At 70.7% G+C, this 15,955-nt stretch carries 14 protein-coding genes; 9 read left to right on the forward strand and 5 right to left on the reverse strand.

Features of this window, described 5'->3' with window-relative positions; translation table 11 throughout:
• The 3 genes from pepN to VFF97_RS14275 all read right to left on the reverse strand — a co-directional run.
• Positions 1 to 1,212 (reverse strand): aminopeptidase N (pepN, locus tag VFF97_RS14265; RefSeq protein WP_325034161.1); only part of this gene is annotated, 1,212 nt, incomplete at its 3' end.
• A gap of 138 nt (positions 1,213 to 1,350) precedes the next feature.
• The gene (locus tag VFF97_RS14270; protein WP_325034162.1) at positions 1,351 to 3,048 is read right to left on the reverse strand and encodes a SulP family inorganic anion transporter; all 1,698 of its coding nucleotides are present in this window, start codon (positions 3,046 to 3,048) and stop codon (positions 1,351 to 1,353) included.
• Positions 3,045 to 3,413 carry a metalloregulator ArsR/SmtB family transcription factor gene (locus VFF97_RS14275; protein ID WP_325034163.1) on the reverse strand — a complete coding sequence of 123 codons (369 nt, stop codon included), beginning with the start codon at positions 3,411 to 3,413 and terminating at the stop codon, positions 3,045 to 3,047. The genes VFF97_RS14270 and VFF97_RS14275 overlap by 4 nt, the downstream gene beginning before the upstream one ends.
• A gap of 79 nt (positions 3,414 to 3,492) precedes the next feature.
• Here VFF97_RS14275 and VFF97_RS14280 point away from each other — a divergent pair, with 79 nt between their 5' ends.
• Genes VFF97_RS14280 through VFF97_RS14290 form a run of 3 tightly spaced genes read left to right on the forward strand, consistent with a single transcriptional unit; the run spans position 3,493 to position 6,254 of the window.
• The gene (locus VFF97_RS14280) at positions 3,493 to 4,686 is read left to right on the forward strand and encodes a ferrochelatase (protein ID WP_325034164.1); all 1,194 of its coding nucleotides are present in this window, start codon (positions 3,493 to 3,495) and stop codon (positions 4,684 to 4,686) included.
• 21 nt (positions 4,687 to 4,707) lie between these two features.
• On the forward strand, positions 4,708 to 5,253 hold the full coding sequence (locus VFF97_RS14285) for a ribose-5-phosphate isomerase (protein ID WP_325034165.1): 546 nt from the start codon (positions 4,708 to 4,710) through the stop codon (positions 5,251 to 5,253).
• The gene (locus VFF97_RS14290) at positions 5,253 to 6,254 is read left to right on the forward strand and encodes an Fpg/Nei family DNA glycosylase (protein ID WP_325034166.1); all 1,002 of its coding nucleotides are present in this window, start codon (positions 5,253 to 5,255) and stop codon (positions 6,252 to 6,254) included. The genes VFF97_RS14285 and VFF97_RS14290 overlap by 1 nt, the downstream gene beginning before the upstream one ends.
• Before the next feature lie 23 nt (positions 6,255 to 6,277).
• Here VFF97_RS14290 and VFF97_RS14295 read toward each other — a convergent pair whose 3' ends face one another.
• Positions 6,278 to 7,105, reverse strand: coding sequence for a nucleotidyltransferase domain-containing protein (locus tag VFF97_RS14295; protein ID WP_325034167.1), 828 nt, complete (start codon positions 7,103 to 7,105; stop codon positions 6,278 to 6,280).
• A gap of 73 nt (positions 7,106 to 7,178) precedes the next feature.
• On the opposite strand from VFF97_RS14295, the gene VFF97_RS14300 reads away from it, so the two are divergent.
• From VFF97_RS14300 to VFF97_RS14320, 5 genes are all read left to right on the forward strand, one after another.
• Entirely contained in the window at positions 7,179 to 7,853 is a 675-nt protein-coding gene (locus VFF97_RS14300; protein WP_325034168.1) for an FMN-binding negative transcriptional regulator, read from the forward strand.
• Positions 7,850 to 9,358, forward strand: a complete 1,509-nt coding sequence (locus VFF97_RS14305; RefSeq protein WP_325034169.1) for an amidohydrolase — start codon at positions 7,850 to 7,852, stop codon at positions 9,356 to 9,358. Before VFF97_RS14300 ends, VFF97_RS14305 begins: the two co-directional genes overlap by 4 nt.
• Before the next feature lie 167 nt (positions 9,359 to 9,525).
• The gene (locus tag VFF97_RS14310) at positions 9,526 to 11,007 is read left to right on the forward strand and encodes a multicopper oxidase family protein (RefSeq protein ID WP_325034170.1); all 1,482 of its coding nucleotides are present in this window, start codon (positions 9,526 to 9,528) and stop codon (positions 11,005 to 11,007) included.
• On the forward strand, positions 10,988 to 12,400 hold the full coding sequence (locus tag VFF97_RS14315; RefSeq protein ID WP_325034171.1) for a sensor histidine kinase: 1,413 nt from the start codon (positions 10,988 to 10,990) through the stop codon (positions 12,398 to 12,400). The genes VFF97_RS14310 and VFF97_RS14315 overlap by 20 nt, the downstream gene beginning before the upstream one ends.
• A complete protein-coding gene (locus VFF97_RS14320; RefSeq protein WP_325034172.1) occupies positions 12,400 to 13,077 on the forward strand; it encodes a response regulator transcription factor in 678 nt (225 codons plus the stop codon). Before VFF97_RS14315 ends, VFF97_RS14320 begins: the two co-directional genes overlap by 1 nt.
• Before the next feature lie 66 nt (positions 13,078 to 13,143).
• Here VFF97_RS14320 and VFF97_RS14325 read toward each other — a convergent pair whose 3' ends face one another.
• Positions 13,144 to 13,629, reverse strand: a complete 486-nt coding sequence (locus VFF97_RS14325) for a DNA starvation/stationary phase protection protein (RefSeq protein WP_325034173.1) — start codon at positions 13,627 to 13,629, stop codon at positions 13,144 to 13,146.
• A 169-nt stretch (positions 13,630 to 13,798) separates the two neighbouring features.
• Between VFF97_RS14325 and VFF97_RS14330 the strand changes: the two genes are divergently transcribed.
• Positions 13,799 to 15,946, forward strand: a complete 2,148-nt coding sequence (locus VFF97_RS14330; protein ID WP_325034174.1) for an acyltransferase family protein — start codon at positions 13,799 to 13,801, stop codon at positions 15,944 to 15,946.
• The last annotated feature ends 9 nt before the right edge of the window (positions 15,947 to 15,955 follow it).

Consider the following 15,955-nt stretch of genomic DNA (forward strand, 5'->3'; position numbering starts at 1 on the left):
CTGCTCGATGCCCACCCACGCGGCGAGCTGCTTGAGCACCGACCCGCCCTTGGCGTACGTGATGCCGTCGAAGTTGACCTGCACGTCCTCGAGGTCGCGGATCTCGGCGACGACCGGATGCGTCGACGGCAGCTGGTCCTGGCGGTACGCCCAGGTCTTCTCCATCGCGTTGAACGTGGTCCACGCCTCGGTCCACTCGGTCGCCTCGGCGGTCGCGATCGTCGACGCCCATTCGGCGAACGACTCGTTGAGCCACAGGTCGTTCCACCACTTCATGGTCACGAGATCGCCGAACCACATGTGCGCGAGCTCGTGGAGGATCGTGACGACGCGGCGCTCCTTGACGGCATCCGTCACCTTCGAGCGGAAGACGTAGGTCTCGGTGAACGTGACCGCGCCCGCGTTCTCCATCGCGCCGGCGTTGAACTCGGGCACGAAGAGCTGGTCGTACTTCGCGAACGGGTACGGGTAGTCGAACTTGTCCTCGAAGTACGCGAAGCCCTGGCGGGTCTTCTCGAAGATGTAGTCGGCGTCGAGGTACTGCCACAGGCTCTTGCGCCCGTACACGCCGAGCGGGACGACGCGGCCCGACGAGCTCGTGAGCTCGGAGAACGTCGCCTCGTACGGTCCGGCGATGAGCGCGGTGATGTAGGACGAGATGCGCGGGGTCGGCTCGAACGTCCAGGTGGCGCTGCCGTCGCCGTGCCGCTCGGGGTCGGGCGTCGGGGAGTTCGACACGACCTTCCACTGCTCAGGTGCGGTGACGGTGAACTGGAACGTCGCCTTCAGGTCGGGCTGCTCGAACACCGCGTACATGCGACGCGAGTCGGGCACCTCGAACTGCGTGTAGAGGTACACCTCGCCGTCGACCGGGTCGACGAAGCGGTGCAGGCCCTCGCCGGTGTTCGTGTAGAGGCAGTCCGCGTCGACCACGAGCTCGTTCTCGGCGGCGAGGCCGTCGAGCGCGATGCGCGAGTCGGCGAACGCGGTGGCGGGGTCGATCGAGCGGCCGTTGAGCGTGATCTCGCGCACCTCGCGGGCGATGAGGTCGATGAAGGTCGAAGCGCCTTCGGTCGCGGCGAAACGCACGACGGTGCGGGATCCGAAGACCTCCGCCCCACGCGTCAGGTCGAGCGTGACCTCGTACGAGTGGGTGTCGACGATCGCTCGGCGCTCCTGCGCCTCGACGCGGGTGAGGTTCTCTCCAGGCACTGCGTTCTCTCCCAGGGGTGAAGGGGATGGGCGCCCGTGCCACGCCGTTCGCGCGCACGGCAACCATGACACTCTACGTCAGGGCGCGGCATCCGCCCCTCACCCCCTGGGACGCCCAGCGCCACATCGTCGCGCGGCTCAGCGACTGCCCGCGGCCTCGCGTGCGATGTGGCTGCGCGCGTGCTCGATCGCCGCCGGGAGGTCGGCGAAGAGGTGCTTGTGGTGCCGCAGCGAGTCGAGCACGCCCACCGTGCGGAAGAGCTCCTCGTGACCCGGCTGCACGCCCTTGATGAGCACCGTCACGCCGCGCCGCTCGAGGGACTGGACTATCTCGGTGAGCACGCGCGCACCGCTCGCGTCGACGAGCTCGAGCTGCGACATCCGCAAGATGACGACGGACACGCCGTTCATCCGCATGACGGTCTCGAAGACGCGGTCCGACGCCGCGAAGAACAGCGGTCCGTCGAACCGGATGATCGCGATGCGCTCGTCGCCCGGCTCCGCGGGACCGGGGAGCTCTTCGCGTCGCACGCCCGTCGCCCGCGACAGGTTGCGGATCGCGAAGACTCCGGCGCACAGCACCCCGATGCCGACGGCGACGATGAGGTCGAAGGACACCGTGATGATCGCGGTGATCACGAACGCGAGCGCGTCGGCGCGCGTCGAGCGCAGGATCGAGCGGACGGTCGCGGCGTGCACCATGCGCGTCGCCGTGACCATGAGGACGCCCGCAAGAGCCGCGAGCGGGATCATGCCGACGGGCCCGGATGCCACGAGCACGATGAGCAGCAGCACGATGGCGTGGGTGATCGACGCGATGCGCGTGCGACCGCCCGAGCGCACGTTGACCGCGGTGCGCGCGATCGCGCCGGTCGCGGGCATGCCGCCGAAGAGGCCGGATGCCACCGACGCGAGTCCCTGGCCCACGAGCTCGCGGTCGGGGTCGTACGGACCCGTGTCGGCGAGCGACGCCGCCACGCGTGCCGACAGGAGCGATTCGATCGCGGCGAGCGCGGCGACGGTGAGCGCGGCGGGGACCAGTCCGCCGAGCGCCGCGAGGTCGATCGACGGAAGCGCGGGGGCGGGAAGTGCGGAGGGGAGGGCGCCGATCACCGCGAGCGGTGTCGGAAGCACGGCAGCGAGCACGGCGACGATCGCGATGCCGAGGAGCGAGCCCGGGAGCGAGGGGTGGATCCGGGGTGCGACGAGCATGCACGCCGCGACGATCGCGACCGCGCCGAGCGCCCACGGCACGTACGACCAGTCCGCCTCGAGGAGCGACTGCACGGCGGCGACGATCGCGTTGGAGCTGTGCTCTCCTGCGTGCGGCGTCGTGGGCGTGGTCACGAGCGGCACCTGCTGCATGAAGATGATGACCGCGATGCCGAGCGTGAACCCCTCGATGACGGGCCACGGGATGAACGACACCGCGCGGCCGAGACGCAGGGCACCGGCCGCCAGCACGACGACTCCTGCGAGCACGCTCACCGCGGCGATGGCGCCGACGCCGTGCGACGCGACGATCGGCAGCAGCACGACGACCATCGCTCCGGTGGGTCCCGACACCTGCACGTTCGAGCCGCCGAAGATCGCCGCGACGAGGCCCGCGACGATCGCGGTGATGAGTCCCTGCTCGGCCGTGAGCCCCGAGCTGACCCCGAACCCGAGCGCGAGCGGCAGCGCGACGATGCCGACGGTGACGCCCGCGATGAGGTCGCGGCGCCACGTGCGCTTCGCCGGGCGATAGTCGTCGGGGGACGGGAGCAGAGCCAGCGCCGCGGCGCCGGCGCGCCGCCACCGCGAGGCGGGGGTGGCGGCATCCGTCGCGCGGCTCATCGCGGTGCTCCGGGAAGCGCCGGCAGGTCGTCGGCGTCGGCGAGACGCGCGCCGTCGGAGCGGAGCATGTCGAGCAGCAGCGCGCGGGCGACGGCGAGGAGGTCGGCCACGCGCGGGTCGGCGAGCCGGTAGTACACGTGGCTCGCGCGCCGCTCGGAGGCGACGAGTCGGTGGCGGCGCAGGACCGCGAGATGCTGCGACAGGTGCGAGGCCTCGAGGCCCGTCTCGTCCTGCAGGACGGCGACGCTGAGCTCGGGCTCGCTCGCGAGGAGTTCGAGGATGCGGATGCGGAACGGGTGCGACAGACCCTTGAAGAGGCCGGCCTTCACCTCGTACAGCGGACGCTGCTGCTGGGTGAGTGGCATGATGAATTCATCATATCGCCCTTTCGTGTGCGATCGTGCCGCGAGTCGACCGGCCGCGACGCGGTGCGAGGATGGACGGGTGAGCGCAGCAGCACAGCAGGTCCCGTTCGCATCGCCCGCGGCGAGCGGCGGCGCCCCGTACGTCGAGACACCCGTTCCCTACGACGCCATCCTCCTCGCGAGCTTCGGCGGGCCCGAGGGACAGGACGATGTCATCCCGTTCCTGCGCAATGTCACGCGCGGCCGGGGCATCCCCGACGAGCGCCTCGAAGAGGTCGCGCACCACTACCGCGCCTTCGGCGGCGTCAGCCCCATCAACGCGCAGAACCGGCAGCTGAAGGCCGCGCTCGAAGACGAGCTCGCCCGCCGCGGGATCGACCTGCCGGTGTACTGGGGGAACCGCAACTGGGCGCCCTATCTCGATGAGGCGGTGACAGATGCCGCGGCATCCGGTCACACGAGTCTCCTCGCCATCGCGACGAGCGCGTACAGCTCGTTCTCGAGCTGCCGCCAGTACCGCGAGGACTTCGCGCGCGTGCTCGCCGACACCGGGCTCGCCGGCACGGTGACCATCGACAAGGTGCGCCAGTTCTTCGATCATCCCGGCTTCGTGCAGCCGTTCATCGACGGCGTCCGCGACGCGGTGACGCAGCTTCTCGGCGAAGGCATCGAAGGGCGGCACATCCGCGTGCTCTTCTCCACACACAGCGTGCCGACCGCCGACGCGCAGCGATCCGGTCCGCGCGAGGGCGACGAACTGCACCGCGAGTGGGGCGAGGGGGGTGCGTACGCCGCTCAGCACGAGGCCGTCGCGGCGTACGTGATGTCGCAGGTCGAGGCATCCGTCGACGCCGTCGACATCGGGTGGGAGCTCGTGTACCAGTCGCGGTCCGGCCCGCTCAGCCAGCCGTGGCTCGAGCCCGACGTCAACGACGTGATCGAAGGGCTTCCCGCGGAGGGCATGCAGGCGGTCGTGATCGTGCCGCTCGGGTTCATCAGCGACCACATGGAGGTCCTGTGGGATCTCGACACCGAAGCGACGGATGCCGCGGCCGCCGCAGGCCTCCGTGTGCTGCGCACGCCCACCCCGGGCGTCGACCCCGCGTTCGTGGCAGGGCTCGTCGATCTCGTCCAGGAGCGGCTGCACGGGACGCCCGCGGCGGAGCGCCCGCACGTGACGGAGCTGGGCCCGTGGTTCGACGTATGCCGACCCGCGTGCTGCGAGAACGTGCGCGCCGGATTCAAGCCCGCCGCGGCGGGCTTGGCGCCCTGACTCGTCCGTAGGATTGAGGTCATGCGCATCCACATCGCGACCGACCACGCCGGCCTCGAGTTCTCCACCCAGCTGCAGCACCATCTGGCCGGTCAGGGCCACGATGTGGTCGACCACGGTCCGGTCGAGTACGACCCGCTCGACGACTACCCGGCCTTCTGCATCCGTGCCGCCCAGGCGGTGGTGCGCGACCAGGAGGCGGGCATCGAGGCGCTCGGCGTCGTGTTCGGCGGCTCGGGCAACGGCGAGCAGATCGCGGCCAACAAGGTGCGCGGCGTGCGCGCCGCCCTCGTGTGGAGCATCGCGACCGCCGAGCTCGCCCGCGAGCACAACGACGCGAACGTGATCGCGATCGGCGCCCGCCAGCACACGTTCGAGGAGGCCGCGTCGTTCATCGACCGGTTCATCTCCACGCCGTTCTCGAACGAGGAGCGCCACGTGCGCCGCATCGGCCAGATCGCGGCGTTCGAGGCGGACGGCACGCTCGAGCCCGACCCGCGCGCGACGGCGGGCGAGCCGGACGTGCTCGCCGACGGCTCGAGCTCGTTCGACCCCGAAGCCGGCTGATGCCCGAGGGCCATTCCGTCCATCGGATCGCCCGGCAGTTCGACCGCAACTTCGTCGGCCGCACGGTGACCGCGTCGAGTCCGCAGGGCCGGTTCGCCGAGGGCGCTGCGGTGATCTCGGGGCGCACCGTCACGAGCGTGCGGGCAGTGGGCAAGCAGATGTTCCTCGAGTTCGACGACGAGATCTGGCTGCGCGTCCACCTCGGAATGTACGGGGCGTGGGACTTCGCGGGCGAGATCCTCGTCGACCCGACGATCGCCTCGGCGAACGGCCGTATGGGCCAGACCAACCAGCGCGGCACGAATCTCGTTGAGGAGCCGATCCTGGACTCCGCGGGCGAGAACTCACTCACGTCGATCGGGGCGCCTCGCCGCGCGCGTGTGCACGTCCGCATGTCCGAGCAGACGACGGGCCTCCCCGATGAGGGCGCCGAGTGGCCGCCGGCGGTCGTGGGCCAGGTGCGGCTTCGCCTCCTCACCGACACGACATGCGCCGACCTGCGCGGCCCGACCGCGTGCGAGCTGCTCACGCCCGACGAGGTCGCAGCCGTGATCGCGAAGCTCGGCCCCGACCCGCTCGTCGACGACGTGCAGGAGGGCGAGGAGCGCTTCGTGTCGGTCGTGCGGCGCAAGCCGACGTCGATCGCGCTGCTGCTCATGGACCCGAGCGTCGTGAGCGGCATCGGCAACGTCTACCGTGCCGAGCTGCTGTTCCGCGCCCGCCTGAACCCGCACACGCCGGGCCGCGACGTGCCCGAGGAGGTCGTGCGCGAGCTGTGGCGCGACTGGGTGCGGCTGCTGGCGATCGGCGTCGAGACCGGGCAGATGATGACGATGGACGGCCTCGACCCCGACGCGTACCGCAAGGCGATGGCCAACCGCGACGACCGCCACTGGGTCTACCACCGTGCGGGGCTCCCGTGCCGCGTGTGCGGCACCGCGATCGTCGTCGAGGAGCTCGCGACGCGCAAGCTCTACTGGTGTCCCGAGTGCCAGGCGTGAATCACCTCTGACGCGGTCCAGCCTCAGAGATCGTCGACCGGCGCCGGCCCGTGCATCCACGACCACTCCGTGTCACGCATGAACCACGCGCCCCACGACTTCTCGGCCGCGGCGACGTCGACGCCGTAGTGATCGAGCACGCCGTGCACGAGCGCGTCGACGCGCTGCACGGTGGGGTCGTCGTAGAGCGCCGCGATGTCGTCGAGCAGACGTGCGGGGCGGTCCGGGGCATCCGCCGTCACCCGCAGCAGCCACTTGTGGAACGGGAACAGCATCGCGTTCTCGTTGAGGACGATGCGGCACGCGAACAGCACGGCGCGGTTGAGCGAGATGCCGCGCAGGTACGGATTCTGCTTCTCCCACCCCTGCTCGTGGTACCAGCGCCAGGCGAGCGCCTGCGACACGAAGCGCTCGCGGCGCTGCGACTGCTCCTCGACGGGGAATCGGACGACGTCGGCGAGCGTCTCCTCGAGTCCTGCTGTGCGCGAGAAGAGGACGCGCGCGTCCTGGTACCCCCACCGCGTCGCGTCGTCTCCGCGTGCCGCGACCTCGTCGAGGAAGCGCCGCGACACGAACTTGCCGTCGACGTAGCCGCCTTCGTACGTGCTGAGGTCGTGGCTCACGAAGCCGGTGTCGGGCACGGCGAGCCGGCGCTCGAACTCGTCGTGCGGCACGACGATCACGATGTCGACATCGGATGCCTCGGTGCCGAAGCCGTGCGCGAGCGAGCCGGTGAGCAGCAGCGCCTCGACATCGGGCCGGCCGGAGAAATGCGCGAAGACGCGTTCGACGGTCTCGACCTGGTGGGGCCAGATGCGCACGTCGTCGAGCGGGGGAAGGGTGAGGGTCACAGTCGCACACGCTAGCGCCTGATCGTGCCCCCGCGCGATCACTCCGCCGCGAGAGGACTCGTAGGCTGGTGTGGTGCGCCAGAACCCGTCCTTCGCGATGACCGACGTCGGCGAGCTGCGTCGACTCATCGATGACAACCCTTGGGTCACGCTCGTGAGCTCCACCGACGACGGTCTCGTCGCCTCGCACTACGCCGTGCTGCTCGACGAGGGGCGCGACGACCTCACGATCGTGGGGCACGTCGGTCGCCCCGACGACATCGTGCACGACCTCGGCCGGCGTGAGCTGCTCGTCGTCGTGCAGGGCCCGCACGGGTACATCTCGCCGGGCTGGTACGGCGACACCCCGTCCGTCCCCACGTGGAACTTCGTGGCCGCACACCTGACGGGCGTTCCCGAACTGCTGTCACCCGACGAGAACCTCGCGGTGCTCGACCGCCTGGTCGCGCGATTCGAGAGCCGGATGCCCCAGCCGAGGCTCATGTGGCAGCCGCCCAACGACCGCTCGTTCATCGAGAAGCTCGAAAAGGGCACGGTCGGCTTCCGCCTGACGCCCACGCGCGTCGTCGCGAAGCGCAAGCTCAGCCAGAACAAGAGCCCCGAGGTGGTCGAGACGATCATCGCGGAGCTCTCGGGCGACGGTCCGTACGCCGATCCCCAGCTCGCGGCCGAGATGCGCCGGGCGCACGACGCGATCGCGGCGGCGCGTGCCTCGCTCGAGGCCGCCGACGCGGGCCCGGCACGATGATCCTCGCGCGCGGCGAGCACGTCGCGGTCATCGCGAACGTGCGCATGACCGGACGCGACCGCCTCGACCCGTTCGGCGCCGACCCCGTCGACGTCCACATCGCGGACGGGCTCATCGCCGACATCGCGCCCGCGAACGCGCTTCCGCGGCACGGAGCCGTGCTCGATGCCTCGGGGTCGTGGCTCATCCCGGGCTTGTGGGACCACCACGTGCACACGGTCCAGTGGGCCCTCGTCGCGCAGCGGGAGGCGCTCGCGCACGCGGCATCCGCGGCTGAAGCAGCAGCGATCATGTCGAACGCGCCCGTCCTCGGCGACGGCCGACGCGTCGGCACCGGCTTCCGCGACGCGCTGTGGCCCGACCAGCCGACGATCCGGATGCTCGACGCCGCGACAGGCGACGTGCCGACCTATCTCATCAACGCCGACGTGCACAGCGTGTGGCTCAACTCCGCCGCGCTGCGACGTGAGGGCTTCGAGCCCGACGAGACCGGCATCCTGCGAGAGGCGCCCGCATTCGAGATCTCGCGGCGCCTCAACGCGGTCGATGCCGCCGTCGGCGACCGGCTGGTCGCCGCGATGGCGACGGATGCCGCGGCCCGCGGCATCGTCGGAATCGTCGACCTCGACATGGCGTGGAACGAAGAGGCGTGGGCGCGGCGGCTCGCCGCCGGGTTCGACGCACTCCGCGTCGAGTTCGGCGTGTATCCCGACCTCCTCGACCGGGCGATCGCCGAGGGACTCCGTTCGGGCGACCTCGTGCGCGGAGCCGACTCCGACCTCGTGCGCGTCGGACCGCTCAAGGTCATCACGGACGGCTCTCTCGGCACACGCACGGCGGCGTGCTCGCATCCGTATCCCGGCGATCCGCACAACCACGGAATGCTCACCGTCGACCCGGCCCACCTCGTGGAGCTCATGACGCGTGCGACGGGAGCAGGTCTGGCGTGCGCGATCCACGCGATCGGCGACGTCGCGAACTCGCACGCGCTCGACGCGTTCGCGACGACGGGAGCCGTCGGCACGATCGAGCACGCGCAGCTCGTTTCGGCGGTCGACATCCCACGGTTCGCGCGGCTCGGTGTGGCCGCGAGCGTGCAGCCCGAGCACGCCGTCGACGACCGCGACATGACCGACACCATCTGGGCCGAGCAGACCGCGATCCCGTACCCCCTGCGGGCGCTCGCCGACGCGGGGGCGACGCTGCGATTCGGGTCGGATGCCCCGGTCTCGCCTCTCGACCCGTGGGCCGCCCTCGCGGCGGCGGTCTATCGCACGCGCGACGGGCGTCCCGCGTGGCGACCCGAGCAGGCGCTCGATGCCGCGACGGCGCTGGCTGCGTCGACGCGCGGCGGCTCGGGCGAGGACGCCGCGACGATCGAGCCGGGCGCCCTCGCCGACCTCGCGATCGTCGAGCGCGACCCGCTCGCCGCGTCGGAGGGCGAGCTGCGGGGCATGCGCGTCGCCGCGACGATGATCGAGGGCCGCCTCACTCACGTCGCCTGACGCCGCCGCCGACCGGCCGGCGGGCAACTCCCACGCCCGGGCCGGGGGACAACCCCCGTTCGCATTCGGTCGGCACCCGGATGGGGCGGAAGGGCCGTCCTGGGTTGGCTGGAGTCATGCTTCACCGAACCCTGTCCACACGCGGCCGACTCCGACGCCCCCGCGCCGTGACGGCGACCCTCGCCGCACTCGCGGCCGTCGGCATCGGCCTGTCCGTCGGCATCTCCGGATGCGCCGTCTTCGCCCGCCCGGCACCGCCCGCGGCCGGAAGCGTGTCGTTCTCGAACCCGCTGCGCGTGCCGCCGCTCGCGGAGTCGACCGTCGAGAACGGTGTGCGCGTGTACGAGCTCACGGCCGCCGAGGGCTCGACCGACATCGTTCCCCAGGGGCCGACGCCCACGCTCGGGTACAACGGCTCCTACCTCGGACCGACGCTCGTCGCCGAACGCGGCGAGACCGTGCGCGTCGAGGTCGACAACGAGCTGCCCGACGCGACCACCGTGCACTGGCACGGCATGCACCTGCCCGCCGCGATGGACGGCGGGCCGCACAGCCCCATCGCACCGGGCGACACGTGGTCGCCCGAATGGACCGTCGACCAGCCCGCCGCGACGCTCTGGTACCACCCGCACCTGCACGAGCACACGCGCGAGCAGGTCGATGCGGGACTCGCCGGCATGTTCATCCTGCGCGACGACGTCGAAACCGCGCTTCCACTCCCGCGTGAGTACGGCGTCGACGACATCCCCCTCATCGTGCAGGACCGTTCGTTCGGTGCTGACGGCGCGTTCACCGGCGAGCTCGGGCAGTTCGACGGCGTGCTCGGCGACACGATCCTCGTCAACGGCACCGCGTCCCCGTACCTCGACGTCACGACCGAGCGGGTGCGCCTGCGGCTGCTGAACGGCTCGAGCGCCCGCATGTACGAGTTCGCGTTCGAAGACGGCCGTGCGTTCGACCTCATCGCGACCGACGGCGGACTGCTCGAGGCTCCCGTCGAGACCGAGAGCATCCCGCTGTCGCCCGGCGAGCGTGCCGAGATCGTCGTGACGATGACGCCGGGGGAGAGCGCCGTGCTGCGCTCGATCGCGCCAGACCCGGCCCTCAACGCGGGCTCGTCGTCGTTCGACGTGATGGAGCTGCGGGCCGCAACCGATCTCACTCCCTCTCCCACGGTTCCCGACCGACTCGCGGACATCCCCGAGCCGGATGCCTCGACCGCCGTCGGCGAGCGCACGTTCGAGCTCAGCGGCCACAACATCAACGACCGCCAGATGGACATGGGCCGCGTGGACGAGGTCGTCACCGTCGACACGAGCGAGGTGTGGCGGGTGCGCAACGACAACCCGCTGCCGCACAGCTTCCACGTGCACGACACGCAGTTCCGTGTGCTGAGCATCGACGGAGAGGCTCCGCCGCCGCGACTGGCCGGATACAAGGACACGATCGCGCTGGAGCACGACCGCGAGTACCGCCTGCTCGTCCGGTTCGAGGACTACGCCGATCCGACGACGCCGTACATGTACCACTGCCATCTGCTGTGGCACGAGGACCAGGGCATGATGGGACAGTTCCTGGTCGTCGAGCCGGGCCAGCAGCCCGCCCTTCGCACAACACCGGGAGGATCCGATGACCACCACGACCACTGACACCGCCGTGGCACCGCCGCAGCAGCGCCCCGCCGAGGGCTTCTGGGCGACGTACGGCCGCTGGTGGGTCAACGCCCCCGGAAGCGCGCTGTACCTCCTCGTCGTGTTCGTCCTCGCGATGACGAGCATCGGGGTGCTGGCGTCGTTCTTCTCGACCGGCATCGGCCTGCTCGTCCTCGTGATCGGGCTCCCGATGGTCGTGCTGACCCTGCTGATCGCGCGCGTGCTCGGCGTGGTCGACCGGTTCCTCCTGCGCCTCACGGGTCTGCCGCAGATCGCCGAGCCGGAGTGGAACCGTGACGCGCCGGACGCGAACGGCTTCTGGATGACCCTGACCCGCCCGATCCGCAACGGCCACTACTGGTCGTACCTCGTGCACGGCATGATCGTGAACCCGATCATCAGCACGATCTCGTTCGCTCTCACCGTGGCGTGGCTCAGCGTCGGCCTCGGCGGACTGACGTACTGGTTCTGGGGCATCTTCCTGCCGCGAGGCGACGTCGGTCGCTGGGGCCAGTACGTGGCGGACTTCATGCCGGGGCTGTTCGGCGGCTGGTCGTGGTGGGCCGTGGAGGTCGTGCTGTATCTCGTCGCCGGCATCCTCTTCACGTTCACCCTGCCGTGGGTGATGGGCGGCCTCGCCCGCATGCACCATGCGATCGCGCAGGGCATGCTCGGACGCTGGCCGTCCGACGATCTCGCCGCGGAGGTGCGCGCCGAGGCTGCGGCCCGCGGCCTTGCCGTGCAGGCTGAGGACGCAGCGCTTCGTCGCCTCGAGCGCGACATCCACGACGGTCCGCAGCAGCGCCTCGTGCGTCTGCAGATGGACCTCGCGGCCCTGCAGCGGCGTGCCGAGGCAGGCGACACGGATGCCGCGGCCGAGCTCGCCCGCGAAGCGCAGTTCCACACGAAGGCCGCGCTCGACGAGCTGCGCGCCCTGTCGACCGGGGTCGCGCCGCCGCTGCTGCAGGACCGTGGCCTCGGCGCGGCACTGAACGCGCTCGGCGCCGCAACGGCGCTGCCGGTCACCCTCGACATCGACCCCGCTGTCGACACGGTGAGCCCCGAGATCGCGCGCACGATCTACTTCGTCGTCGCGGAGCTGCTCACGAACGCGGTCAAGCACTCGGGCGCATCCGAGGTCACCGTGCGCGCCGCGATCCGGCCGGCCACCCCGCAGACCCAGGCGATGCTCGACGTGTGGGTCGTCGACAACGGACACGGCGGCGCCCACATGTCGCCAGGACACGGCCTCGAGGGCCTGCGCGACCGGGTGGCGGGCCTGCGCGGCATCCTCCGCGTCGAGAGCCCGTACGGCGGACCGACGACGATCGGCGCGCATGTGCCGCTGCCCGCTCCGGGCGCGGCGGACACGGGAACGGGGGTGCGATGATGGCCGATCCACGGACCGAGACGCCGGATGCCGGGCTCCGCGTCGTGCTCGTCGAGGACTCCGTCCTCCTGCGGGAGGGCCTCGTGCGACTCTTCGACGAAGCGGGCTACGTCACGGCGGGAGCGTTCGGTGACGCCGACGACATCGTCGCGCGGGTGCGCGGCGCGCAGGCCGACGTCGCGATCCTCGACGTCCGACTGCCGCCGACGTTCCGCGACGAGGGGATCAAGGCGGCCATCACGCTGCGCGCCGAGGCGCCGGACGTGGGGATCCTCGTGCTCAGCCAGTACGTCGAGGGTCTGTACGCACGAGAGCTTCTCGCGGGCGGCGACGGCGGCATCGGCTACCTGCTCAAGGACCGGGTCACGTCGCTCGAGGAGTTCACGGATGCCGTGCGCCGCGTTCGCGAGGGCGGCACGGTGCTCGATCCGCTCGTCGTGAAGGAGCTGCTCGCCGCGCGACCCGACCCGCTCGCGAGCCTGACGCCCCGCGAGCGCGACGTCCTCGAGCTCATGGCCGAAGGCCGCAGCAACGCGAGCATCGCGGAGCGCCTCTTCATCGGGGTGGGCGCGGTCGAGAAGAACATCAGCTCGATCTTCGCGAAGCTCGGGCTGGAGGAGACCGGCAGCGAGCACCGACGCGTGCTCGCGGTCCTCGCGTTCACGCAGCGGAGCTGACGACGGAATGACGGATGCCCCCGCCGGCGTGCGCGCCGGGCGGGGGCATCCGTGGGTATCGGTCGATCACTCGGCGAGGTGCGCGAAGAGGAACCAGCGGTCCTTCTCGAGCGACTCCTTGATGGCGATCGCGATGTCCTGGCTCGTGAGGTCGATCTCGTCGAGGCCGTCGATCGCGGCCTGCGTGTCGGCGATCACGGAGTCCATGTCGGAGATGACCGCGCGGATCATGTCCTCCCACTGCGTGAAGCCGCCGCCGACGGCGGTCTTCTTCGCCTTCTCGGCGACCGTCGCCACGCGCGCGTCGATCGGAAGGCCGAGGGCGACGATGCGCTCCGCGGCGGAGTCGGCTCCGTCCTGCGCGTGCGCCACCACGGTGTCGAGCAGCTCGTGGATCGCGATGAAGTTCGCACCGCGGACGTTCCAGTGCGCCTGCTTGCCGTTCACGGCGAGCGCCTGCAGCCCGAGGACGAGGGGAGTGAGGAACTGTGCTGCCGCTGCGGCGACCGTCGGGTCGGCAGCGGTTGCGGGGGTCGTTTGCGTGTTCGTCATGGCCTTCGCCTCCGATAGCGTCGGGGAACCGGTCGGTCCGATGGGAGCAACGCTACTCAGCACCCCGTATTCCGCAAGCAAGAGAAGCCTGGGCTAACCGCGCGGCGGGGGAGGGCGTCGACGGCTCGGCGCGTCGGTCGCATCCGCTCGGAGCGGCTAACGTCGAGGGGTGCCATCCGCCGATCACGACCTCGGACCGCAGCACCTCGAAGACCCCGCACGGGTCGTGCTGCGGCAGCCGACCGACCGTTCGCCCGAGCACGCCGAGCCGTCGCGGTTCATCCCCCACGTGCAGGGGCTCCGCGCTATCGCGGTCATGTGCGTCGTGCTGTACCACTTCTGGCCGGGGCGGTTCCCGGGTGGGTACGTCGGCGTCGACATCTTCTTCGTGATCTCGGGCTTCCTCATCACGTCGCACCTCATGCGCGAGCTCACGGCGACCGGCACGGTGAAGCTGTCGCAGTTCTGGGCCCGCCGCGCGCGGCGCCTTCTGCCGGCATCGCTGCTCGTGCTGCTGTTCTGCGCGATCGTCGCGGGCTCGGCCTACCTCATGCCGACATCGGCGCTGCCGAACGAGGTGCGCGAGATCATCGCGTCGACGTTCTACGTCGAGAACTGGTATCTCGCGCTGAACTCCGCCGATTACCTCAATCATTCCGGCGATCCGACGACCGTGCAGCACTACTGGTCGCTGTCGCTCGAGGAGCAGTTCTACGTCATGTGGCCGCTCATCATGCTGCTGGCGGCGTGGATCGGGCTGAAGTGGTTCCGCGGCGCGCGCCGCCGCACCGTCATCGGGGCGCTCGCGGTCGTGTCGTTCGTGTCGTTCGTCTTCTGCGTGTGGTTCACACTCACGAACCCCGCACCGGCGTACTTCGTGACGTTCGGCCGCATGTGGCAGTTCGGCGTCGGGGCGATGGTGGCCCTCATCCCGATGCTCCGCATCCGCAATGCGGTCGGAAGCTTCGTGCTCGGGTGGGCGGGTGTCGCGGCGATCGTCTTCACGCTGTTCCGATTCGACGGCCAGACGCCGTTCCCGGGCTACGCGGCGGCGCTGCCGACGCTCGGTGCGGCCGCGATCATCGCCGCCTCGAACACGGAGCGCTGGTGGTATCCGACTCGCGTCCTGTCGCTGCGCCCGGCGCAGTTCGTCGGCGACATCTCGTACTCGCTGTACCTGTGGCACTGGCCGCTCATCATCATCGCGCCGTCGGTGCCGTTCTGGGGTCTCACGATCTACCACCGGCTCGCTCTGCTCGCGCTGTGCTTCGTGCTCGCCTGGCTCACCAAACGCTTCGTCGAAGATCCCGTCCGCGGCTGGAAGGTGCTCACGTCGAGACCCGCGCGCGTGACGCTGTGGTCGTCGCTCGCCGCGATGCTCGTGGTCGCCGGAGCCGCGGGGACGGCGTGGGCGGTGAACGCCCCCGCCTACAACGAAGGGGTCCGAGGACTCCAGGAGCTTCGCGAGAACCCACCCGAGTGCTTCGGGGCGGCGCTCGAGCTCGACCCCGGCTGCGAAGGCGTCGACTTCGGCGACACGATCCTGCCCGCACCGGGATTCGCGGGCGTCGACCGCCCCGGCGACGAGCAGTGCTTCGTGCAGCTCAACGACGCACGCCCGGTGTCGTGCGAGTTCGGCTCAGACGATGCGGATGCCCCCACCGTCGCCCTCATCGGAGACAGCCACGCCTTCCAGCTGCTGTCGACGTTCCAGCGCATGGCCGACGACAACGGCTGGCGGCTTGTGACCTACTTCAAGGGCGCATGCCCGTGGAACACGACCCCGCTCGCGACACCGGGCGCGTTCGGCGAGGCGTGCACAGAGTGGCGCGACGCCGTGCGCGCCCAGCTCGCCGAGCGCGACCTCGATGCGGTGTTCACCGCCGCGATCGCGACGACGCCGTACTCATCGGCCGGGTTCGACTCGGCGCACGACGCTGCGGTCGCCGGCTACCGCGAGGCGTGGGGAGAGGTGCTCGACCGGGGCATCCCGGTGGTCACGGTCGTCGACAACCCGGTGTGGGAGACCGATCCGAACAAGTGCCTGCGCACGCGCGACGCGTCGGAGTGCGACGGTCCGCGCTCGGCACTCCTCGTCGAGGACGACCCGCTGAGGGAGGCCGCAACCGACGTCGCGGGTGTCTCGCTGCTGGACTTCACCGAGGTGTTCTGCGGCCCCGACGTCTGCAGCCCCGTCGTGGGCGGCGCGAACGTCTATCGCGACCAGGACCACCTCACGGTGACCTTCGCCGACACGCTCGCCCCCTGGTACACCGAGGCGATCCGGAGCGCGCTGAACTCGTCGACCGCGGACTAACCCCGGTCG

It is taken from the genome of Microbacterium sp. (assembly GCF_035687345.1).
Classification (GTDB): Bacteria; Actinomycetota; Actinomycetes; order Actinomycetales; family Microbacteriaceae; genus Microbacterium.

Excerpts from the sequence above, each read along its gene's own strand:
- VFF97_RS14270 (WP_325034162.1), bottom strand. The coding sequence starts at position 3,048 with ATGAGCCGCGCGACGGATGCCGCCACCCCCGCCTCGCGGTGGCGGCGC.
- VFF97_RS14275 (WP_325034163.1), bottom strand. The coding sequence starts at position 3,413 with ATGCCACTCACCCAGCAGCAGCGTCCGCTGTACGAGGTGAAGGCCGGC.
- VFF97_RS14285 (WP_325034165.1), top strand. The coding sequence starts at position 4,708 with ATGCGCATCCACATCGCGACCGACCACGCCGGCCTCGAGTTCTCCACC.
- VFF97_RS14290 (WP_325034166.1), top strand. The coding sequence starts at position 5,253 with ATGCCCGAGGGCCATTCCGTCCATCGGATCGCCCGGCAGTTCGACCGC.
- VFF97_RS14305 (WP_325034169.1), top strand. The coding sequence starts at position 7,850 with ATGATCCTCGCGCGCGGCGAGCACGTCGCGGTCATCGCGAACGTGCGC.
- VFF97_RS14315 (WP_325034171.1), top strand. The coding sequence starts at position 10,988 with ATGACCACCACGACCACTGACACCGCCGTGGCACCGCCGCAGCAGCGC.
- VFF97_RS14320 (WP_325034172.1), top strand. The coding sequence starts at position 12,400 with ATGGCCGATCCACGGACCGAGACGCCGGATGCCGGGCTCCGCGTCGTG.
- VFF97_RS14325 (WP_325034173.1), bottom strand. The coding sequence starts at position 13,629 with ATGACGAACACGCAAACGACCCCCGCAACCGCTGCCGACCCGACGGTC.